We start from the raw sequence: 19,834 nt of genomic DNA, 5'->3' as shown, positions 1-19,834 counted from the left end.
GACGTAACGAAGAGCTCGCGCCCAAGGGGCGCTCCTACGGTCATTTCTCGTGGCGCTGCAGCGCCCATGCCACATGCTCGCGCACGACATCCGATTCGTGCTCGCGCCGTAACGCCAGCGATGTAAGCACTTCCGGCGTGCCGGGCGCGTTGCCCAGCGCCACCGCGATATTCCGCAACCATCGCTCATGGCCGCTGCGGCGGATCGCCGAGCCTTCGCTGCGGCTGAGGAATTCGTCTTCCGTCCACGCGAACAATTGCGGCAGCGTGGCGACATCGAGACCGTTGCGGGCGCGGAAGTCGGGTTCGTCGGTGCGCTTGGCGAACTTGTTCCAGGGGCAGACCAGCTGGCAATCGTCGCAACCGAAGATGCGGTTGCCGATCGCCGGGCGAAGTTCCTCGGGGATCGAGCCTTCGTGTTCGATGGTCAGATAGGAAATACAGCGCCGCGCATCCAGCCGGTAAGGCGCGACGATGGCCTGGGTCGGGCAGATGTCGATGCACTTCATGCAGGTGCCGCAATGCGCGCTGGCTGGTGCGTCGATGGGCAGCGGCAGGTCGACGTAGATCTCGCCCAGGAAGAACCACGAGCCGCCATCCTTGTCGATCAGGCAGGTGTGCTTGCCGATCCATCCCAGTCCTGCGTTGCGCGCCAGGGCGCGTTCCAGCACCGGCGCCGAATCGACGAACACGCGATGGCCGAACGGCCCGATTTCCTGCTGGATGCGCTCGGCGAGTTTCTGCAGGCGTTGCCGCATCAGCTTGTGGTAGTCGCGCCCCAGCGCATAGCGGGCGACATAGGCGCGTTCGCCATCGGCCAGCGTGGCCCAGGCCTGCTCGCCGTCGTTGCGACCGTAATCCAGCCCGACCGAGATCACCCGCAAGGTCCCGGGAATCAGTTCCTGCGGGCGCGAGCGCTTGTCGCCGTGCCGTGCCATCCACCGCATCGAGCCATACAGGCCCTTGGCCAGCCAGTCGCGCAGGTGTCCTTCGTCCGCGCCCAGTTCGATCCCGCTGATGCCGCAGCGCTGGAAGCCCAGCTCGCGCGACAGCAGGCGCACCTTTCGCGCGAATGCGGCCGGGTCGGGCAGGGCGTCGGACATGGCTTGGGAGGGCGAGGACATGGGCGAAGTATAGAATCCATGCCATGTACGGTTTCCTGCCCCTGTTCGACCGCAGCGCCGCGCGCGCACTGGACCGGCGCGCCACCGCGCTGCTGGGCGGCGATGGTTACGTGCTGATGCAGCGGGCGGGGCAGGCCGCCTGGCAGCACCTGCTGCAGCACTGGCCCTCCGCCCAGCGCATCACCGTGGTCTGCGGTCCCGGCAACAACGGCGGCGACGGCTACGTGCTGGCGCGACTGGCGCATCGTTCCGGGCGCAAGGTCGGCGTACTGCATCTTGCCGAACACGTGCCGCGCACGCCGCTGGCCCAGCGCGCCTGCACCGAGTACGTATCTTCCGGCGGACGCATCGGACTCTTCCCCGAAGCATTGCCGCAAGGCGACGTGGTGGTGGACGCGCTGTTCGGCATCGGACTGTCGCGCGCCGTGGACGAATCAACGGCTGCGTTGATCGACGCGATCAACATGCAGGTTGCGCCGGTATTCTCGCTGGATGTCCCCAGCGGCCTGGATTCTGACCTGGGCTCGGCGCCGGGCAAGGTGGTGCGCGCGACTGCGACGCTGCAGTTCATCGCCCGGCACGCGGGCCTGTACAGCGGAGATGCGCTGGAGCACGTCGGCATGCTCGGGCTGGACGGACTCGACGTAGCGGAGGAAACCTTCGACTCGGCCATTCCCTGCGCAACGCTGTTGACCGGCGACGCGCTGTCGCGCTGGCTGCTGCCGCGACGGCGCAACACCCACAAGGGCGAATCAGGCCGCGCGCTGTGCATCGGCGGCGACCACGGCCATGGCGGCGCGATCGCGTTGTGCGCGGAAGCCGCCTTGCGCAGTGGCGCCGGATTGTTGAGCGTGGCCACGCGCGAAAGCCACGTGCCGATGATCCTCGCGCGGCGCCCGGAAGCGATGGCGCGCGCGGTCGAATCCGGCGAGGACCTGCAGCCGTTGCTGGCGCAGGCCGATGCGGTCGCGATCGGACCCGGCCTGGGGCAGGGCGAGTGGGCGCGAGCGATGTTGCGACTCGCGCTGGCGTCGGGCAAGCCGCTGGTAATCGATGCCGATGCGCTCAACCTGATCGCTGCACAACCGTGCACTCTCGCCGATGCGATCCTCACGCCGCATCCGGGCGAAGCCGCGCGCCTGCTCGGCATCGACAACGCCAGTGTGCAGCGCGATCGTTTCGCCGCCGCGCGTGAAATCGCGCAACGCTACGGCGCGGCGACGGTGTTGAAAGGCGCGGGCACGATCATCGCCGCACCGGGCGAAATTCCGCGGGTGATCGACGCCGGCAATCCCGGCATGGCCGTGGGCGGCATGGGCGACGTGCTTACCGGCGTGATCGTGGCACTGCGTGCGAGCGGCATGTCCGCGTTCGATGCGGCAAGCGCGGGCGCGCTGATGCATTCGCTGGCAGGCGATGCGGCGGCGGGCGCTGGCGAGCGTGGGCTGTTGCCGTCGGATCTGTTTCCGCATCTGCGCCGTTTCGCCAATCCGGAGGCGCTGGAGTGATGTTGCTGCAACTGGCCGATACCGGCATGACCGAAACCCTGGGACGCGCGCTTGCGGCGACGCGACCGCCGCAGGCGGTCGTGCATCTGCAAGGCGATCTTGGCGCAGGGAAATCCACGCTTGCACGCGCCCTGTTGCGTGCACTCGGAGTCGAGGGCGCCATCCGCAGCCCCACCTACACCCTGGTCGAGCGCTATCCGATTCCCGCGGGAGAGGCGTGGCATCTCGATCTTTACCGTATCGGCGATGCCGGGGAACTGGATTTCCTGGGGTTGGACGATGCGATCGCCACGCTGTGGCTGGTGGAATGGCCGGAGCGGGCGGGTTCCGCCTTGCCGGCAGCCGATTTGCGGGTGGAATTGGGGATGACGGGCAGCGGGCGCAGCGCCCGCCTGCAAGCCCGATCGGATATCGGCCGGCACTGGCTGGCCGAGCTGGGTGCGCGCAGCGACTTGGCGGACCTAGCTGTCCAACCTGTGTAGGAAGTTCCGGCAGGTCACGGATTATTAAGGAAAAAGTAGTTGCATTTATTGGTCGATGCTGCTTGAATCCGCCGCATGCATATGGGGATCGCCCGTTTCGGAAGCAGCATGGTGGGCCTCGCGCTCGCCCTGGCGGCCGCGTTTCCGGTTTCCGCTGGCGAAGTCCGCAGCGTCAGCGTCGATCTCGGCGCCACCGGCACCCGTGCCGAGATCCAGCTGGAAGGCAAGGGCGAGTACAAGACCATTTCCCTGGCCGGCCCGGATCGGCTGGTGGTAGACCTGCCTGCTTCCAGCGCCGTCCGCGGGCTGAAACTTCCCGCCGGCGCAGGCATCGTCAAATCGGTGCGCACCGGCCAGCCGACTCCGGACACGTTCCGCATCGTGTTCGACCTCGCTTCCCCGGTCGTAGTGTTGAAGCCGCGCATGGAACCCTTGGCCACCGGTTCGCGGCTGGTCCTGGAGTGGCCGGGCGACGGTCCGGCGAAGGCTGCGGAATCGCCTATCGTCGCTTCGCCGCCTGCTGACCCAGCGCCTACAACTTCAGCGCCGCCCGACACCGGGTCCGCCGCGCGTGCCACCGCCGCTCTGGCTTCGGCCGTGGTGCGGCAGGCTACGGCCAAACCGCCGGCGACCACTTCGCAACTTTCACCGCAGGCCATCCTCAATGGCCAGACCACCGGCATGCCGGTGGCTTCCGCAGCCGGTGCAGGCGCATCCACCGCAGGAGCGGCGCAGACCGGATCGAGTCCGCCGGCCCCGGCCCAGTACACCATCGCCACCGGCGTGCCGACGCCCGCCAGGCCGGCGACCACCGAGGTGGACGAAGCGGTTCCGGCCAGCGCGGCATCCGCGCCCGACAAGCCCGCACCCGACAGGCCCATGACGCAGCTGCCGATGCGCAGCGGCATGCGCCCGCTGGTCATCGCCATCGATGCCGGCCACGGCGGCCAGGATCCGGGCGCGCAGGGCCCGACCGGCAAGCGCGAGAAGGACGTGGTCCTCGCGGTCGCGCGCGAGCTGGCCCGCCAGGTCAACGCCACCCCGGGCATGAAGGCCTACCTGGTGCGCGACGGCGACTACTTCATTCCCTTGCCGCAGCGCGCGCGCAAGGCGCGGGCGAACAAGGCGGACATGTTCGTCTCCATCCACGCCGATGCGGCGGAAAACCGCAGCGCGCGCGGGTCCTCGGTCTACGTGCTGTCGCTGCGGGGCGCTTCCTCGCAGCGCGCGCGCTGGCTGGCGGACAAGGAAAACTCCTCCGACCTGGTCGGCGGCGTGCGCCTGCAGCAGGTCGACAACACCTTGTCGTCGGTGTTGCTGGACCTGGCCCAGAGCGGCCACATGAAGGCCTCCGAAGACGCCGCCAACCACGTGCTGGACGGCCTCAAGCGCGTCGGCAACAACCACAAGCCGAATATCGAGCGGGCCAATTTCGCCGTGCTGCGCACTTCGGACATGCCGGCGATGCTGGTGGAGACCGCCTTCATCTCCAATGCCGAAGAAGAGCGTCGCCTGATCGACCCGGCCTACCAGCGCAAGGTCGCCGGCGCGGTCCTGGATGGCGTGCAGACCTACTTCACCCGCCAGCCGCCGCCGGGCACGCTGTTCGCCGCGCGCGCGCGCGCCATCGAAGTGGCCGCCGTCGCCACCGGCAACGGCAACGGCGGCGCGCCGTAGGCGCCAGCCCTCGGCTATCATCACGGCTGGTTTCCCCCGACGGCGCACCGCGCCGTCAACAGACCCCAGTGCAGATCCGCCAACTCCCCGACACCCTCATCAACCAGATTGCCGCGGGCGAGGTCGTCGAACGTCCTGCATCCGTGGTCAAGGAACTGGTCGAGAACGCGCTGGACGCCGGCGCCCTGCGCATCGACATCGACCTGGAGGAAGGCGGCATCCGCCTGATCCGGATCCGCGACGATGGCGGCGGCATCGCCGCCGAACAGTTGCCGCTGGCCGTATCCCGCCACGCCACCAGCAAGATCGCTTCGCTGGACGACCTGGAATCGGTGGCCACGCTGGGCTTCCGTGGCGAGGCGCTGCCTTCGATCGCTTCGGTCAGCCGCTTCTCGCTGTCCTCGCGCCGCGCCGGTGATGCGCATGGCGCGGCCTTGCAGGTCGAAGGCGGCCGGCTCGGCGAAGTGACGCCCAAGTCGCAGCCGCCGGGAACCACAGTGGAAGTGCGCGAGCTGTTCTACAACGTGCCGGCGCGGCGCAAGTTCCTGCGCGCCGAACGCACCGAGCTCGGCCACATCGAGGAATGGCTGCGTTCGCTGGCGCTGGCGCGGCCGGATGTGGAGCTGCGGGTCAGCCACAACGGCCGTCCCTCGCGCCGCTACAAGCCCGACCTGCTGGACGCGTCGCTGCGCCTCAACGAAACCCTGGGCGAGGATTTCGCCCGCCAGGCGCTGCGCGTCGAGCACGGCGCGGCCGGCCTGCGCCTGCATGGCTGGATCGCCTTGCCGAGCTATTCGCGCGCCAGCGCCGACCAGCAATATCTGTACGTCAACGGCCGCGCGGTACGCGACCGCAACATCGCCCATGCGGTGAAGATGGCCTACCAGGACGTGCTCTTCCATGGACGCCAGCCGGCTTACGTGCTGTTCCTGGAAATCGATCCGCTGCGCGTCGATGTCAACGTGCATCCGGCCAAGCACGAGGTACGTTTCCGCGACACGCGGCTGGTCCACGATTTCGTCTATCGCACCCTGCAGGATGCGTTGGCGGAAACCCGTGCCGGTGCGATCGCGGCGGCGACCCAGGGCGCCGCGGACAACGCACGCTATCCGCAGGCCACTGCTTCGCCCGGTTCGCCGCAATCCTGGGCCTATGCGCGGCAGTCGCCGCAAGGCCTGGGCCTGGGCGAGGCTCCGGCTGCATATACAGCGCTCTATGCGCAGTCTGCCGGTTCCATGCAAGCAGGCTCCACGCAGGCCGGTTCCACACAAGGATTCTCCGCGCAGTCGCAGCAACAGCCGTTGCCGGCGAGCAGCGATGCCGCGATTCCGCCATTGGGCTATGCGGTCGCGCAACTGCATGGGATCTACATCCTGGCCGAGAACGCCGATGGCCTGATCGTGGTCGACATGCACGCAGCGCACGAACGCATCGGCTACGAGAAACTCAAGTCCGCGCATGACGGCATCGGCCTGCATTCGCAACCCTTGCTGGTGCCGCTGACCCTGGCGGTGGCCGAGCGCGAGGCGGAGGTCGCCGAACGCGAGGCCGAAACGCTCGCTTCGCTGGGCTTCGACGTGACCCGCAGCGGGCCGCAGTCGTTGAGCGTACGCAGCGTGCCGGCGTTGCTGGCGCAAGCCGAACCAGAAGGCCTGTTGCGCGACGTGCTGACCGACCTGCGCGAGCATGGCGAGACCTTGCGCGTCGCCGCCGCGCGCGACGAACTGCTTTCGACCATGGCCTGCCATGGCGCGGTGCGGGCCAACCGTCGCCTGACCCTTCCGGAAATGAATGCGCTGCTGCGCGAGATGGAAATCACCGAGCGCTCGGGCCAATGCAACCACGGGCGGCCGACCTGGGCGCGTTTTTCCCTGGCTGAAATCGATCGCTGGTTCATGAGGGGACGTTAGAAGATGGGGAAGTTCATCGGTGTTGCGCTGGCCGCGCTGTTGCTGTTGCCGCTGGCGGCCTGCGATCGCGATGGCGAGCAGGAGCAGGGCGCGAAAGCCGCGATCGATGTGAATTTCCTCGCCGAGGATGCGGCCTGGCGCGCGCAACGCAAGGAAGAATTGCTCGAGCCTGATGGCTGGACCAGCCTGGTCGGCCTGCACTGGCTGGAACTCAAGGCCCATTACCTCGGTAGTGGCGCCGACAGCGGCATCCGCCTGGCCGTGGGCCCGCCGAAGATGGGCCTGCTGGAACAGCGCGACGGACGCATCTTCTTCACCCCCGAACGCGGCGTCGCCCTGACCCTCGATGGCGAGCCGCTGAAGGGGCGGGTCGAGCTGAAGACCGACCGCGACGAAGCTCCCAGCCTGATCGGTTTCGATGAAGGCAAGGGCGTGCTCGGCGTGATCAAGCGTGGCGAGCGCTACGGTTTGCGGATCAAGCACGCGGACGCGTCGACCCGGTTGCGGTTCGCCGGCCTGGAGTACTGGCCCGCGGATCCCGGCTGGAAGATCGCGGGCAAGTTCGTGCCGCATCCGCCAGGCAAGACCATGCCCATCGTCGACATCATCGGCACCACCAGCGATGCGCCCAATCCCGGCGCGGTCGAGTTCGTGCGTGACGGCAAGACCTACCGCATCGAGGCCATGGGGGAGCCTGGCAGCGACGAACTGTTCCTGGTGTTCGCCGACCGCACCAGCGGTCACGGCAGTTATGCGGCCGGCCGTTTCATGGATACGCCGGGTCCGGATGCGCAGGGCAGGGTAGTGCTGGATTTCAATCGCGCCTACAACCCGCCGTGCGCGTTCACGCCATTCGCCACCTGTCCGCTGCCGCCACCCGAGAACCGGCTGGACCTGGCCATCGATGCCGGCGAAAAAGCCTACGCCCACACTGCCGCAGCCCCATGACAAGGATCACTATGCGTTCCCGCTCTTTCAAGCGTTCGTTCAAGCCGCTGCTGCTGTCCTTGCTGGCGATGTCCGCCTTCGCGGTCAATGCCGATTCGCCGAAGCCCGCGCTCTCGCAACCGCCGGTGCCGTTGTTGTGGAAGGTGTCCGATGCGGATAATTCGGTTTACCTGCTGGGCTCGTTCCACCTGCTGAAGCCGGCCGACTATCCATTGTCGAAGGACGTGGACGCGGCATTCGCGGATGCGGAATCGCTGGTCTTCGAAATGACCCCGGAAGAGATGGCGTCGCCCGCCCTGGGCATGCAGATGGGCCAGGCGGCGCTGCGCACCGACGGCAGCACGCTCGACAGCGAACTGCCGCCGGCGACGGCGGCGATGCTTGGAGAGTGGCTGGCCGGCAACGACGCCGAACTGCAGAAAACCGGAGTGACCGCGCAGGTCATGCAGAGGTTCGAGCCCTGGTTCGCGGGTTTGATGATCAGCATCGTGGAAATGACCAGGCAGGGCCTGGATCCCAAGCTGGGGCTGGATTCCCACTTCGCGGAGCGCGCCACGCAGGCGAAGAAGCCGACCGCAGGGCTGGAAACCGGCGCCGAACAGATCGCGTTCCTCGATGGCATGGGCAAGGAGGAGCAGGTCCAGTTCCTGACCGAAGCGCTGACCGAGGCCAAGGAAGGCAGCGCCGAAACCGCCAGGCTGCACAAGGCATGGCGCGCAGGCGATGCCCGGTTGCTGTGGGAGGACATGGGCGTGGAAATGAAGAAGGAATACCCGCGTCTGTACCAGCGGATCAACGTGGCCCGCAACGACGCATGGGTGCCGAAGATCGAACAACGCCTCACCCGGCCCGGCACCGACGACACCCTGGTGGTGGTGGGTGCGTTGCACCTGCTGGGTCCGGACGGCGTGGTCGAGAAGCTGCGCGCGAAAGGCTACAAGGTCGAGCGCATCTGCTCGGCATGCGCGGCTCCCTTGTAGGAGCGCCCATGGGCGCGAGCCCTTCGATCCGATCGCGGAAAGCCAAGAGCTCGCGCCCATGGGCGCTCCCACATGGGATGACGGTGCGGTAATCCGTTTCCGGTCGTCTGGTCACACCATCACGATGCAATCCACCGGGCAGGCCGGCAGGCACAGCTCGCAACCGGTGCACAGCGGCTCGATGACCACATGCATGTGCTTGGCGCCGCCGACGATGGCATCGACCGGGCAGGCCTGGATGCACTTGGTGCAGCCGATGCAGTCGGCTTCCACGATCAGCGCGATCTGCGCAGGTTTGTGCTGGCCGCGGTTGCGGTCGTAGGGCAGGGGCGCGACACCGAGGATCCGCGCCAGCGCGCGCGCGCCAGCGTCGCCACCAGGCGGGCAACGGTCCACTTGCGCTTGTCCGCTTGCCATCGCTTGGGCATACGGGCGGCAGCCTTCGAATCCGCACTGGCCGCACTGGGTCTGCGGCAGTACGCGATCCAGGCGTTCGGTCAGGTTGTCGGCGGGGTCTTGCATCGTTGGCATCGGGGCCGTGCATCGCGCCGTGGCGCGGGAGGTGGTGGTTTCAGGCGACCTGGCGACCGCGGTACCAGCGCTGCTGGGCCAGCGCCAGCATGTCCAGGTCCTCGCGGCTGTCGCCGTAGGCGTGGACTTGCGGATAGGCGCCGACATCGTAGCGTGCGCGGATCAGCCGCGCCTTGCGCGGGCCACAGTCGCCGTCGCGGTAGCGGCCGGTGAGCACACCGTTGCGCGCTTCCAGCCGGTTGCAGATCAGTTCCAGGCCATGGCGTTCGCACCACGGCTGCAGGTAGACATCGAGCGAAGCGGAAACCAGGACCACGGTATCGCCGCGCTCCCGGTGCCAGGCGATGCGTTGCATCATCTCCGGGCGCAGCAGGCCGGGCAGCACCTCCTGCGCGTGACGGGCGCCGTACTCGCGGATCTCCGCTTCGCCGCGGCCGCGGAAAGCGAGCTTCAGTACCCGTTCCCGCAGTCGCCGGGCCGACACCAGGCCCAACCGGTAGCCGGCCAGCCAGGGGCCGGCCGTCCACTTCGCCATAGCCAATTGTCGTGGCGTGGCGAGGTCGCGGATGAAGCGGCCGAAGCTGTCGGCGTCGGTGATGGTGTGGTCGAAATCGAACAACGCCAGGTCGGTGGCGTTCCGCGGTCCGGCAATCACCGGACCGGCATACCCGGTTCCGCCGCGCTGTCGGCGTCCAGCAGGGCCAGCGCGCCACCGTCGAAACCGGCGGACAGGATCATGCCTTCGCTGGTGCCGAAGCGCATCTTGCGCGGCGCCAGGTTGGCGATGAACACGACCGTGCGGCCGACCAGTTTCTCAGGCTCTCCGTAGCTGGCGCGAATGCCCGAGAAGATCTGCCGCTTGCCGAGATCGCCGGCATCCAGCTCGAAGCGCAGCAGCTTGTCGGAGCCTTCGACGAATTCGCAGGCCAGCACCTTGCCGATGCGCAGGTCCAGCTTGGAGAAGTCGTCGATGGAGATGGTCGAGCCCGCGACTGCAGGCGCAGGAGCGACGTGAGTCGCGACTGTTGCGCCTGCCGGTTTTGCATTCGCGACTGACGTCGCTCCTACGGCGGTGGCGGGCGCGGCGCCCATCGTGTCCTTCGAAGCTTCGGTCATGGCGTCTATCTTCTTCGGGTCGATGCGGGTGAACAGCGGCAGGTAGGGCTTGACCGTGTGCGCCAGCAACGGCGCGTCGAGGTCCTGCCATGCGTACACCGGGGCGGCGAGGAATGCTTCCGCCTGGACCGCGGTATCCGGCAGGATCGGCTTCAGCGCGGCGACCAGCACGCGGAACAGGTTCAGGCCCTGCGTGCACACGGCCTGCAGTTCGGCATCGGCGCCTTCCCGGCTGATATCAAGTTCCTTCGCGATGACCCAGGGCTTTTTGTCGTCGATGTAGCGGTTCGCTTCATCGGCCAGGGCCATGGCCTGGCGGATCGCGCCGGCCGGGTCGTTGCGCTCATAGGCTTCGCGGATCGGCGCCAGCGCGGCCACGAAGCGGTCGTACATCGCGGGTTCGGGTAATGCGGCAGCCAACCGTCCGTCGAAGCGTTTCTCGATGAAACCGGCGCAGCGGCTGGCCAGGTTGACGAACTTGCCGACCAGGTCGGCGTTGACCCGGGCGATGAAATCGCCGAGGTTGAGGTCCAGGTCGTCGACCCCGCCCGAGGACTTGGCCGCGTAGTAATAACGCAGCGCCTCCGGTTCCAGGCCCACGTCGAGGAAGGTGCGGGCCATGACGAAGGTGCCGCGCGATTTCGACATCTTGGCCCCGTCCACGGTCAGGTAGCCGTTGACGTGCAGGCGCGTCGGCGAGCGGAAACCGACGCCATGCAACACCGCCGGCCAGAACAGGCCGTGGAAATTGACGATGTCCTTGCCGATGAAATGGTGCAGCTCGGTCCGCGTGCCGGCGAGCAGGTGCGATTCGAAATCCAGGCCGTTGCGCGCGCACAGGTTCTTGAAGCTGCTCAGATAGCCGATCGGCGCGTCCAGCCAGACGTAGAAATACTTGCCGGGCGCGCCGGGGATCTCGAAACCGAAATACGGCGCATCGCGGGAGATGTCCCAGGCGCGCAAGCCGCCCTCGGCATCCAGCCATTCCATCAGCTTGGCCTTGACCCCGGGCAGGGCCACGTCGCCGGCCATCCACTCGCGCAGGAAGGATTCGAAGCGCCCGACCTCGAAGAAATGATGCTCCGAATCGCGCAGCTCGGGGGTGGCTCCGGAGAGCACCGACTTCGGTTCCTTCAGGTCGGTCGGCGCGTAGGTCGCGCCGCAGTTCTCGCAGTTGTCGCCGTACTGGTCGGGGGTGCCGCAGTTGGGGCAGATGCCCTTGATGTAGCGGTCCGGCAGGAACATGCCTTTTTCCGGATCGTAGAACTGGGCGACGCTGCGGCGGGCGATGTGGCCACCGGCTTCGAGCCGGGCGTAGAAGATTTCGGTCAGCTCGCGGTTGGCGGACGAATGGGTCGAGTCGTAATGGTCGAAGGCCACGCCGAAGGCGGCGAAATCGCGTTCGTGCGAGGCCTGGACGCTGGCGATGAAGGCTTCGGGCGTCACCCCGGCCTTTTCCGCCGCCAGCATGATCGGGGTGCCGTGGGTGTCGTCGGCGCACACGAACCAGGCCGTGTCGCCGCGCAGGCGGCGCGCGCGGACCCAGATGTCGGCCTGGATGTAGCCGACCAGGTGGCCCAGGTGCAGGGGGCCATTGGCATAGGGCAGGGCGGTGGTGACGAGCGCGGTGCGGGTCATGGGCTGCGGCGTGCGGAGGGGACGCGATTATCGCATGCGCGGCAAACCGGTCCGCCTGAAAAGGTTCGGCTCGGCAGGTGCCGGGCCGAACAGATCGCTTGCTTGCGGCAGTGATCGCTTATTCGCGGACCCAGGTCTGGGTGCGGCAGATGAAGGAGATGCAGCCGTCCATGTCCAGCTTGTTGCCGCCGGCCTGCAGCTCGATCTTGGATTTGTAGGTCTTGCCCTTGGCCGGATCCAGCACGGTGCCGCCGGTCCAATGGGTGGCGTCCTGTTCCTTGAGGTTCCAGAGGATGATCATGCCCTTGATCGGCTTGTTCTTGTTGCTGCCGGAGCATTTGTCGCAAAGCGGATTCGGGCCCTTGTCGGACTGCAGGATCTCGACCACCTTGCCGGCCAGGGTGCCGTTGGTGGTCTTGTAGATCTCGACGATGGACTTTGGTTTGCCGGTTTCATCGTCGATAGTTTTCCAGCGCCCGACCGGACTGTTCTGGGCGAAGCACGCAAAAGGCAGAACCAGCAGGAGCAGGGCGATGGACAGGCGTTGCAGGGACATGGCTGGTGATCCGTTCGAAGCGAAGGTGGGATGATGCGCAAAACGGCCCGGGATATCCGGGCCGTTGGTCTTTCAGCTCGGGTGGAGCCTCAGTGCTCGCGGGTCCATTCCTGATGCTTGCAGATGAAGCCGAGGCAGCCGGAGACCTGTAGCTTGTTCGGCGACAACAGCTCGGCCTTCGACTTGTAGGTCTTGCCGTTGGCGAGCTTGAGCACGGTCCCGCCACTGTACGCGGCGCCATCGGGCTTCAGGCCCCACACGATCACCATGTCCTTGATCGGCTTGTTCTTGGCTGCGCCGGTACAGGCAGTGCAGGTCGCATTGGGCGCGAACAGGGTGTCGACAACCTTGGCCGCGATGGTGCCGCCCTTTGCTTCGTACACGTCCACGATCAGGCGCGGCTTGCCGGTTTCCTCGTCGTAGGTCTTCCAGCGGCCGACCGCTGGATCGGCCGCCATGGCCGACATCGAAATGACCAGCAGGGGCAGTGCCACCAGGGTGGCGATCAGTTTGTTGCGCATATTCCCCTCCCAGGGACAGTGGATGGTTGGGTCCGGGTCGCCACGATGTACCGCGCCGGATGCAGCGGCCTTTATACCGCATCCGGAGGCGTATGGAGCCGGCTCCGGACACCCGTTCAGCAGGCGCCGCGGCAAGGGATAAAGGTAAAATGAAATCCTTCCGGAATTCCCAGGGGCTTCATTCATGAAGCAGCGAATCAGCGCGCACGCGGTACAGACAGGCCTGTCGCCATCGCCGCGCGTAAAGAACGTGATTGCGATCGGTTCAGGCAAAGGCGGAGTCGGTAAATCCACCACTGCGGTCAATCTGGCCCTGGCCCTGCATGCGGAAGGCGCCAAAGTCGGGATCCTCGATGCCGACGTCTACGGCCCCAGCATTCCCGCCATGCTCGGTCTGAGCGGCAAGCCCGAGAGCCCGGACAACAAGTCGATCGAGCCGATGCGCGCTTTCGGCGTGGAAGCCATGTCGATCGGATTCCTGGTCGATGCCGACACGCCGATGATCTGGCGCGGGCCGATGGCGACTTCGGCGCTGACCCAGCTGTTCAACGACACCCGCTGGGACGACCTGGACTACCTGTTGATCGACCTGCCGCCGGGCACCGGCGACATCCAGCTGACCCTGGCGCAGAAGATCCCGGTGGCCGGGGCGGTCATCGTCACCACGCCGCAGGACATCGCCACGCTGGATGCGAAGAAGGCGCTGGCGATGTTCCAGAAGGTCAATGTGCACGTGCTGGGCATCGTCGAGAACATGGCCGTGCATGTCTGCTCGAACTGCGGACACGAGGAGCACCTGTTCGGCGAAGGCGGCGGCGAGCGCATGGCCGCGCAATACGGCGTGCCGTTGCTGGGTTCGCTGCCGCTGGACATCGCCATCCGCGAGCAGGGCGACGCCGGCCAGCCGGTGATGGCCGCGGCGCCGGATTCGGCGGTGGCCCAGGCCTATCGCCAGGTCGCGCGGGCCATGGCCGCGGAACTGGCGAAGCGCCCGCGCGCCTCGATGCCGATCGCCTCGTCGCTGGTATAGGGCGGGCCCCGGCCCGCCATCGCCGATGGCGCGATGGCCGGATGGTGGGCCAGGGCCCACCTTATAATGATCGTGTCGATTTCCGGGAAACCATTGCATGAGCATCAAGAGCGACCGCTGGATCCGCCGCATGTCCGAGCAGCACGGCATGATCGAACCGTACGAAGCCGGGCAAGTGAAGCAGGTCAACGGCGAGCGCATCGTCAGCTACGGCACCTCCAGCTACGGCTACGACGTGCGCTGCTCGCGCGAATTCAAGATATTCACCAACATCAACTCGACGATCGTCGATCCGAAGCATTTCGACAGCGGCAGCTTCGTCGACGTCGAGGCCGACTCCTGCGTGATCCCGCCGAACAGCTTCGCCCTGGCGCGCACGGTGGAGTTCTTCCGCATCCCGCGCAGTACCCTGGTCGTGTGCCTGGGCAAGAGCACCTATGCGCGCTGCGGGATCATCGTCAACGTGACCCCGCTGGAGCCGGAGTGGGAAGGCCACGTGACCCTGGAATTCAGCAACACCACGCCGCTGCCCGCGCGCATCTACGCCAACGAAGGCGTGGCGCAGATGCTGTTCTTCGAATCCGACGAAGTCTGCGAGACCAGCTACAAGGACCGTGGCGGCAAGTACCAGGGCCAGACCGGCGTGACCCTGCCGCGCACCTGAGCCATCTGTAGGAGCGCCCATGGGCGCGAGCTCTTCGTAACGCCTCGAGGCTCCCGCCCAAGAGCTCGCGCCCATGGACGCTCCTACGGTCAGGCTCGAATTGCGTTCGGGTATCAGTCCTTCGCAGGCGCCTGCCACAGCTTCGCTTCCGCCTTGCCTCCCAGCATCTGCGCGCGCACCAGCGGGATCGGCGGGCCGCCGTAGCTCAGGAACTGGTCGTGGAAGGCTTTCCAGCCTTCGCGCCCGCCATGGTTCGCGGTCCAGTCCTGGCGCAGCTGCATGATCATCAGCTTGCCCATGGTGTAGTTGAGGTAGGCCGGATCGTAGGTGCCGCGCGCGGCCTGCTGGCGCGCGTTGCCCGGGTCCTGGTAGGCCTTGTCCTTGAACATCTGTTCCGACTGGGCCACGGTCATGCCGCCGGTATGCAGGCCGATCGCCGACAGATAACGCACGTCGCGCAGCAGCGCATTGGTCAGCTGGCCGATGTGCACTTCCGGGGTCGCGCCTTCCACGCCGGCGTCGAACATCATCTCCTCGGTGTAGTGCGCCCAGCCTTCGGCATAGGCGTAGCCGACGAACAACTGGCCGAACGACCACTTGGCGCGGTTGGCGTGCAGGAACTGCAGGAAGTGGCCCGGCCAGACTTCATGCGCCGAGGTGAACAGCAGGTCGGCCTGGCCCGGCACGTAGGCTTCCTGTTCGGCCTTGGGCCACTTCGGATCCGGCGGCGCGATGTAGTACACCGACGGCAGGTTCTTTTCGTAGGGGCCGGGGATCTCGATGTAGGCGAAGTTCCAGCGGTTGAACGGCGGCGCTTCGTCGACCTTGGCTTCCTCGGTGCCCGGGATCGTCACCAGGTCCTTGTCGAGGATGAACTGCCTCAACCCGACCAATTGCTTGCGCGCGCCTTCGACCGCGCCGCCTTCGGGCTTGTGGGCATCGACCCTGGCGATGCAGGCGTTGATGGTCTGGCCGGCGGCGAACTGGTCGCACGCCGCCTTCAAGGCATCGAGGTTGCGCTGCAGGTCGGCCTCGCCGATCGCCTTCAGCTGGTCCAGCGGCAGGTCCACGCGCTCGGTGGCGTAGAGCATCTTCGAGAACTTCTCCGCGCCCAGGGCGAAATCCTGGGTGGCCTTGGGTTTCTGCGCGGTGAACCAGTCGGCCATCTCCTGCGTGGCTTTCACCGCGGCGGCATTGGAGGCCTTGAAGCGCGCCTGCAAGGCCTCGTCCTTCACCTCGGCGAAGATGGCAGGCACCTGGTCCTTGAAGAAGCTGGCGTAGCCGCCAAAGCTGTTGGCACCGAGGTCGATATAGGTCGCGGGCAAGGGGCCCGTGAGGTTGCCGCGGATCTGTTCGATCGCCTTGGGCAGCGCTTCCTGGTAGGCGACGAACGCGGCCATGCGCTGCGGCAGCGGCGCGTATGGGCGGGTCAGGTACATGCTGGGCGACAGGTCGCCGGTGTAGAAGCCCGGATTGTTCCTGGCGAAACCGGAATCCTCCAGCCAGAACAACTGCGCATCGATCACCGCCAGCACGTAGTCGCGCTGGAAGCCCTGGGTCGCGTCCAGCTTGTCCTGGCCGAAAGCGGAGAGGCGGTCGCGTTGCGCATGCAGCCAGTCGATGTTCGCCTTCAACCCTTCCGGACTGAAGTCGGGCAGCTTGCCGTCGAATTCATGCTTGCCCGCATTGGCGCCCCAGGTGGGGAAATGCTGGAAGAAACCGGAGATGAAATCGTCCACGGCCGGTTGCCAGGTGGCGTCGCCGGCAGCGGGCGCGGCAGTTGCCGGAACGGCAGCGGTATCGGCGGCGGGAGCGGCGGGCTGCTTGCAACCCGTCAGCAACGCGACGAGGACGGAAGTTGCCAGGAACAGTCGGGAAGGTTTGTCCAGTGAGCGCATCGTATGGATCCAGGCCGGAAGGGGAGGGTTGTTCGAGGAGCGGTAACGCGATCGTGCGGCAATCCTAGTCGTTGTCGAATCCGTCCTGCGTGAATCACGCTCAAGGAATGGACTAGTGCTCGGTGCCCGCGCCTATGCGCTGGTCGATAGGAGTATCCATGGCAATGCGCAGCGCCAGCCGCAGCGCGTCGATGACGGTTTCCAGCGCAAGGCCCGGCGCACCGGCGATGGCGGCCGCCTGTTCCGGAGAATAAGGAACGTGGATGAATCCGGCGCGGACCTTGCGACGGCTGCGCAGGGCGTGCATCAGCCCGTAGAACACGTGGTTGCAGACGTAGGTGCCGGCGGTCTGGGAAACCTCGACCGGGAATCCGGCATCGCGCAATCCGGCCAGCATCGACTTGATCGGCAGGGTCGAGAAATACGCGGCGGGCCCGTCGACGACAATGGCTTCGTCTATCGGTTGGCGACCCTCGTTGTCGGCTATGCGCGCGTCATCGACATTGATCGCGATGCGCTCCAGCGAGATCCGTTCGCGCCCGCCGGCAAGGCCCACGCAGATCACCATCTCCGGCGATGTTTCGCGGAGGGCGGCGCGCAACTGTTTCAACGAAGCATCGAACGCGACCGGCAGGCAGCGCGCGACGATACGGTGGCCCGCGATGCGCTTGCCCTGCAGTGCGCGGACCGCTTCCCAGCTGGGATTGAGCGATTGGCCATCGAACGGCGCGAAACCGGTCAGCAGGATCGTGGGCAACTTCTTCATCGGAAACACAACACCAGCATCAAGGCGACATTGACCGCCATCAGTGCGAAAGCCGTCATCGCCTGCGAACGGATCACCGCATACGGGTCCTTCAACTCCAGCAGCACCGCCGGCACGATGTTGAAGTTGGCGGCCATCGGCGTGAGCAGGGTGCCGCAATAACCGGTGAGCATGCCGATGGCGCCGAGGCTGGCGGGATCGGCGCCATGCTTGCGGATCAGCAGCGGCAGGCCGATGCCGGCCATCATCACCGGGAACGCGGCGAAGGCGTTGCCCATGATCACGGTGAACAGGACCATGCCCAGCGCGAACGCCAGCAAGCAGGCGACGCGGTTTTCGATCGGGATCACCTGTCCCACCAGTGCCGCGATGACTTCGCCCACGCCGGTCGCGGCGAACACGCCGCCCAGTGTCGCCAGCACCATCGGCAGCAATACCGCCCAGCCCAGCGAATCCAGCAGGCGGCGTCCCTGCGCCAGCGGTTCGGTCGATCGGGCGCGTGTCACCCACAAGCCGGCGATCAAGGCGAGCAGGCTGGCGATGCCCAGCGAACTGAGGGTCAGGGCCTTGGGATCCATCAACCGGTCCATGCCCGGCAGCCACTTGCTGGCGACGAACAACACCAGGGTCAGCACGGGAATCAGCAGTGCCGGCAGGAACAGCCGGTTGCGCAGGGTCGCTGCCAGGGCCTGGCGTCGCGCCAGCGCCTCGGCGTTGTCGGGCGGCGTGCCCAGGCGGCTGAGCGCGGCCAGCGCGCCCAATGCGATCACGCCGGCGCCCATCGCCTGCGCCGGCCATTGCACGCCCGTCCTGGCCGCGGCGAGGATCTGCGCCCCGAATGCGAACGGACCGGTCAGGATCAGCCAGAACGCCGCCGTGGCGTAACGCCGTTCGCGCAGGTTGTAGCCCGCGGCGACCAGCAGGAAGGCCGCGACCAGCCAGTAGAAGTAATCAATCTTCAGCATCGGCCGTTCCGGTCGCCGCGGCGCGCGTGCGCTCGAGCCGGCGCTGCAGCAGCTTCAGGCGGATCGAATGGATGACGAAGGCGGCGATCGCGGTAGGCAGGGCCCAGATCGCGATGGTCAACGGCTCCAGTTCGATACCGTTGCGCGCATAAAAGCCCTGGATCAGCAGCACCGCGCCGATGGCGACGAAAACGTCCTCGCCGAAGAACAGGCCGATGTTGTCGGTCGCCGCGGCGCTGGCCCGCACCTGTTCGCGTTCGCTGTCGGTCAGTTCGCCCAGCGTGCGTTCGGCGGCGGCCTCGCTCATCGGCGCCACCAGCGGACGCACCGTCTGCGCGGGACCGGCGACATGGGTCAGGCCGGCCATGCTCGCGAGCTGGCGGATGGCCAGGTAGGCGATCTGGAAACGCGCCAGGGTCAGCCCGCGGAAGCTGGCGATCCATTCCTTGGCGCGTTCGCGCAGACCGTAGTGCTCGAGCAGTCCGATGACCGGCAGGGTCAGCAGGAACATCAGCAGCGCGCGGTTCTCGACGAAACTGGTGCCCAGCAACGCGAGCAGGTCGGGCAGGGCGATCCCGGCCAGCAGTCCGCTGGTCAATCCGGCGACCACCACCACCAGCACCGGATTGAAGCGCAGCACGAAGCCGGCCACCACCACCGCGATGCCTAGCAGCGGCCAGTAGTTCATGCGCGCCGCTCCGGTGCCGTGATCCGGAAGCCCGCAGCGCCGATGGCGGCGTGCAGCGCTTGCGCAAAGCCGGCCGCATCGGCGCGGTCGCCGTGCAGGCAGATGCTGTCCGCCTGCAGCGCAACGCGTTCGCCGGTGCGCGCGATCACCACGCCATCGCGCAGGATGCCCGTCACCTGGCTTGCGGCATCGGCGGGATCCCCGATGCCCGCATCGGCGTGGCTACGCGGAGTCAGCGTGGCATCGGCTTCGTAACGGCGTTCGGCGAAGGCTTCATGCGCCACCTGCAGTCCGAGCGCCGTGCCGGCCTCGGTCAGGGCGCTGCCGGCCAGACCGTACAGGATCAACCCGGGGTCGTGGTCGCGCACCGCGGTGGCGATGGCATCGGCCAACACGCGGTCGCGTGCGGCCTGGTTGTAAAGGGCGCCGTGCGGCTTGACGTGGTTCATGCGCAATCCCGCCGCGCGCACGAACGCATCCAGCGCGCCGACCTGGTACAGAGTCAGGGCATAGGCATCGGCGGGCGAAAGGGGAGATGCGATGCGTCCGAAGTTCTTGCGGTCGTCGTGCGAAGGATGCGCACCGATCGCCACCCCATGTTCGCCGCACAAGGCCACGCTGCGCTGCATCAGGGCCGGGCCACCGGCGTGGAAACCGCAGGCGATGCTGGCCGAACTGATGAAAGGCAGGATCGCCGCATCATCGCCGACGCCTTCGCCCAGGTCGCAGTTGAAATCTATGTGCGGTGCTGTCGCCATGCGCTTGCCGAGGGCACCTAGATCGCGAGATCACGCGTGCATGGCACGCCGGGCGCGGCCAAGGCCGGGGTCGGG

19 protein-coding genes are annotated in these 19,834 nt (G+C 66.9%); 8 read left to right on the top strand and 11 right to left on the bottom strand.

Translation table 11 applies throughout. From position 1 onward, the window contains the following. Positions 1 to 40: 40 nt before the first annotated feature. Complete coding sequence (queG, locus tag CSC74_RS04535; protein WP_162313716.1) at positions 41 to 1,102, bottom strand: tRNA epoxyqueuosine(34) reductase QueG; 1,062 nt, start codon at positions 1,100 to 1,102, stop codon at positions 41 to 43. Positions 1,103 to 1,146: 44 nt separating this feature from the next. Between queG and CSC74_RS04530 the strand changes: the two genes are divergently transcribed. The 6 genes from CSC74_RS04530 to CSC74_RS04505 all read left to right on the top strand — a co-directional run bounded on the left by CSC74_RS04530 (position 1,147) and on the right by CSC74_RS04505 (position 8,628). Beyond that, the gene (locus tag CSC74_RS04530) at positions 1,147 to 2,631 is read left to right on the top strand and encodes an NAD(P)H-hydrate dehydratase (protein ID WP_162313197.1); all 1,485 of its coding nucleotides are present in this window, start codon (positions 1,147 to 1,149) and stop codon (positions 2,629 to 2,631) included. Then, a complete protein-coding gene (tsaE, locus tag CSC74_RS04525) occupies positions 2,631 to 3,113 on the top strand; it encodes a tRNA (adenosine(37)-N6)-threonylcarbamoyltransferase complex ATPase subunit type 1 TsaE (RefSeq protein ID WP_162313196.1) in 483 nt (160 codons plus the stop codon). The genes CSC74_RS04530 and tsaE overlap by 1 nt, the downstream gene beginning before the upstream one ends. A 75-nt stretch (positions 3,114 to 3,188) precedes the next feature. Then, positions 3,189 to 4,790 (top strand): N-acetylmuramoyl-L-alanine amidase, encoded by a 1,602-nt coding sequence (locus tag CSC74_RS04520; protein ID WP_162313195.1) that lies wholly within the window; start codon positions 3,189 to 3,191, stop codon positions 4,788 to 4,790. A 68-nt stretch (positions 4,791 to 4,858) separates the two neighbouring features. Beyond that, a complete protein-coding gene (mutL, locus tag CSC74_RS04515; RefSeq protein WP_162313194.1) occupies positions 4,859 to 6,700 on the top strand; it encodes a DNA mismatch repair endonuclease MutL in 1,842 nt (613 codons plus the stop codon). A 3-nt stretch (positions 6,701 to 6,703) separates the two neighbouring features. Beyond that, positions 6,704 to 7,648: a DUF1684 domain-containing protein gene (locus tag CSC74_RS04510; protein ID WP_162313193.1), complete on the top strand. Its 945-nt coding sequence runs from the start codon at positions 6,704 to 6,706 to the stop codon at positions 7,646 to 7,648. A gap of 11 nt (positions 7,649 to 7,659) precedes the next feature. Beyond that, the gene (locus CSC74_RS04505; RefSeq protein ID WP_162313192.1) at positions 7,660 to 8,628 is read left to right on the top strand and encodes a TraB/GumN family protein; all 969 of its coding nucleotides are present in this window, start codon (positions 7,660 to 7,662) and stop codon (positions 8,626 to 8,628) included. Positions 8,629 to 8,739: 111 nt separating this feature from the next. Here CSC74_RS04505 and rnfB read toward each other — a convergent pair whose 3' ends face one another. The 5 genes from rnfB to CSC74_RS04480 all read right to left on the bottom strand — a co-directional run bounded on the left by rnfB (position 8,740) and on the right by CSC74_RS04480 (position 12,990). Then, positions 8,740 to 9,159, bottom strand: coding sequence for an Rnf electron transport complex subunit RnfB (gene rnfB, locus CSC74_RS04500; protein WP_425501412.1), 420 nt, complete (start codon positions 9,157 to 9,159; stop codon positions 8,740 to 8,742). A gap of 40 nt (positions 9,160 to 9,199) precedes the next feature. Then, on the bottom strand, positions 9,200 to 9,811 hold the full coding sequence (locus CSC74_RS04495) for an HAD family hydrolase (protein WP_246193005.1): 612 nt from the start codon (positions 9,809 to 9,811) through the stop codon (positions 9,200 to 9,202). Then, positions 9,811 to 11,913 carry a methionine--tRNA ligase gene (gene metG, locus CSC74_RS04490; RefSeq protein ID WP_162313190.1) on the bottom strand — a complete coding sequence of 701 codons (2,103 nt, stop codon included), beginning with the start codon at positions 11,911 to 11,913 and terminating at the stop codon, positions 9,811 to 9,813. The genes CSC74_RS04495 and metG overlap by 1 nt, the downstream gene beginning before the upstream one ends. A gap of 118 nt (positions 11,914 to 12,031) precedes the next feature. Further along, positions 12,032 to 12,469 carry a DUF2147 domain-containing protein gene (locus CSC74_RS04485; protein ID WP_162313189.1) on the bottom strand — a complete coding sequence of 146 codons (438 nt, stop codon included), beginning with the start codon at positions 12,467 to 12,469 and terminating at the stop codon, positions 12,032 to 12,034. A gap of 89 nt (positions 12,470 to 12,558) precedes the next feature. Continuing rightward, entirely contained in the window at positions 12,559 to 12,990 is a 432-nt protein-coding gene (locus CSC74_RS04480; protein ID WP_162313188.1) for a DUF2147 domain-containing protein, read from the bottom strand. 184 nt (positions 12,991 to 13,174) lie between these two features. On the opposite strand from CSC74_RS04480, the gene apbC reads away from it, so the two are divergent. Next, positions 13,175 to 14,020: an iron-sulfur cluster carrier protein ApbC gene (gene apbC, locus CSC74_RS04475; protein WP_162313187.1), complete on the top strand. Its 846-nt coding sequence runs from the start codon at positions 13,175 to 13,177 to the stop codon at positions 14,018 to 14,020. Between the two features lie 97 nt (positions 14,021 to 14,117). Continuing rightward, on the top strand, positions 14,118 to 14,684 hold the full coding sequence (gene dcd, locus CSC74_RS04470; protein ID WP_162313186.1) for a dCTP deaminase: 567 nt from the start codon (positions 14,118 to 14,120) through the stop codon (positions 14,682 to 14,684). Between the two features lie 113 nt (positions 14,685 to 14,797). On the opposite strand, the gene CSC74_RS04465 is transcribed toward dcd, so the two are convergent. The 5 genes from CSC74_RS04465 to CSC74_RS04445 form a co-directional block, all read right to left on the bottom strand. Beyond that, complete coding sequence (locus CSC74_RS04465; protein ID WP_162313185.1) at positions 14,798 to 16,582, bottom strand: DUF885 domain-containing protein; 1,785 nt, start codon at positions 16,580 to 16,582, stop codon at positions 14,798 to 14,800. A gap of 112 nt (positions 16,583 to 16,694) precedes the next feature. Beyond that, positions 16,695 to 17,348 (bottom strand): pyroglutamyl-peptidase I, encoded by a 654-nt coding sequence (pcp, locus tag CSC74_RS04460; protein ID WP_162313184.1) that lies wholly within the window; start codon positions 17,346 to 17,348, stop codon positions 16,695 to 16,697. Then, positions 17,345 to 18,313, bottom strand: a complete 969-nt coding sequence (locus CSC74_RS04455; RefSeq protein ID WP_162313183.1) for a DUF979 domain-containing protein — start codon at positions 18,311 to 18,313, stop codon at positions 17,345 to 17,347. Before CSC74_RS04455 ends, pcp begins: the two co-directional genes overlap by 4 nt. Then, complete coding sequence (locus CSC74_RS04450) at positions 18,300 to 19,001, bottom strand: DUF969 domain-containing protein (protein ID WP_162313182.1); 702 nt, start codon at positions 18,999 to 19,001, stop codon at positions 18,300 to 18,302. The genes CSC74_RS04455 and CSC74_RS04450 overlap by 14 nt, the downstream gene beginning before the upstream one ends. Beyond that, complete coding sequence (locus CSC74_RS04445; RefSeq protein WP_162313181.1) at positions 18,998 to 19,759, bottom strand: 5-oxoprolinase subunit PxpA; 762 nt, start codon at positions 19,757 to 19,759, stop codon at positions 18,998 to 19,000. Before CSC74_RS04445 ends, CSC74_RS04450 begins: the two co-directional genes overlap by 4 nt. Positions 19,760 to 19,834 lie beyond the last annotated feature (75 nt).

It is taken from the genome of Pseudoxanthomonas yeongjuensis, assembly GCF_010093345.1.
Lineage (GTDB): Bacteria > Pseudomonadota > Gammaproteobacteria > Xanthomonadales > Xanthomonadaceae > Pseudoxanthomonas_A > Pseudoxanthomonas_A yeongjuensis.
This window is presented reverse-complemented; position numbering and strand designations above follow the sequence as displayed.

Coding starts and splice junctions, on each gene's coding strand:
- queG (WP_162313716.1), bottom strand. CDS start 1,102: ATGTCCGACGCCCTGCCCGACCCGGCCGCATTCGCGCGAAAGGTGCGC.
- CSC74_RS04530 (WP_162313197.1), top strand. CDS start 1,147: ATGTACGGTTTCCTGCCCCTGTTCGACCGCAGCGCCGCGCGCGCACTG.
- tsaE (WP_162313196.1), top strand. CDS start 2,631: ATGTTGCTGCAACTGGCCGATACCGGCATGACCGAAACCCTGGGACGC.
- CSC74_RS04520 (WP_162313195.1), top strand. CDS start 3,189: ATGCATATGGGGATCGCCCGTTTCGGAAGCAGCATGGTGGGCCTCGCG.
- CSC74_RS04510 (WP_162313193.1), top strand. CDS start 6,704: ATGGGGAAGTTCATCGGTGTTGCGCTGGCCGCGCTGTTGCTGTTGCCG.
- CSC74_RS04505 (WP_162313192.1), top strand. CDS start 7,660: ATGCGTTCCCGCTCTTTCAAGCGTTCGTTCAAGCCGCTGCTGCTGTCC.
- rnfB (WP_425501412.1), bottom strand. CDS start 9,159: ATGCCAACGATGCAAGACCCCGCCGACAACCTGACCGAACGCCTGGAT.
- metG (WP_162313190.1), bottom strand. CDS start 11,913: ATGACCCGCACCGCGCTCGTCACCACCGCCCTGCCCTATGCCAATGGC.
- CSC74_RS04485 (WP_162313189.1), bottom strand. CDS start 12,469: ATGTCCCTGCAACGCCTGTCCATCGCCCTGCTCCTGCTGGTTCTGCCT.
- CSC74_RS04480 (WP_162313188.1), bottom strand. CDS start 12,990: ATGCGCAACAAACTGATCGCCACCCTGGTGGCACTGCCCCTGCTGGTC.
- apbC (WP_162313187.1), top strand. CDS start 13,175: ATGAAGCAGCGAATCAGCGCGCACGCGGTACAGACAGGCCTGTCGCCA.
- dcd (WP_162313186.1), top strand. CDS start 14,118: ATGAGCATCAAGAGCGACCGCTGGATCCGCCGCATGTCCGAGCAGCAC.
- CSC74_RS04465 (WP_162313185.1), bottom strand. CDS start 16,582: ATGCGCTCACTGGACAAACCTTCCCGACTGTTCCTGGCAACTTCCGTC.
- pcp (WP_162313184.1), bottom strand. CDS start 17,348: ATGAAGAAGTTGCCCACGATCCTGCTGACCGGTTTCGCGCCGTTCGAT.
- CSC74_RS04455 (WP_162313183.1), bottom strand. CDS start 18,313: ATGCTGAAGATTGATTACTTCTACTGGCTGGTCGCGGCCTTCCTGCTG.
- CSC74_RS04450 (WP_162313182.1), bottom strand. CDS start 19,001: ATGAACTACTGGCCGCTGCTAGGCATCGCGGTGGTGGTGGCCGGCTTC.
- CSC74_RS04445 (WP_162313181.1), bottom strand. CDS start 19,759: ATGGCGACAGCACCGCACATAGATTTCAACTGCGACCTGGGCGAAGGC.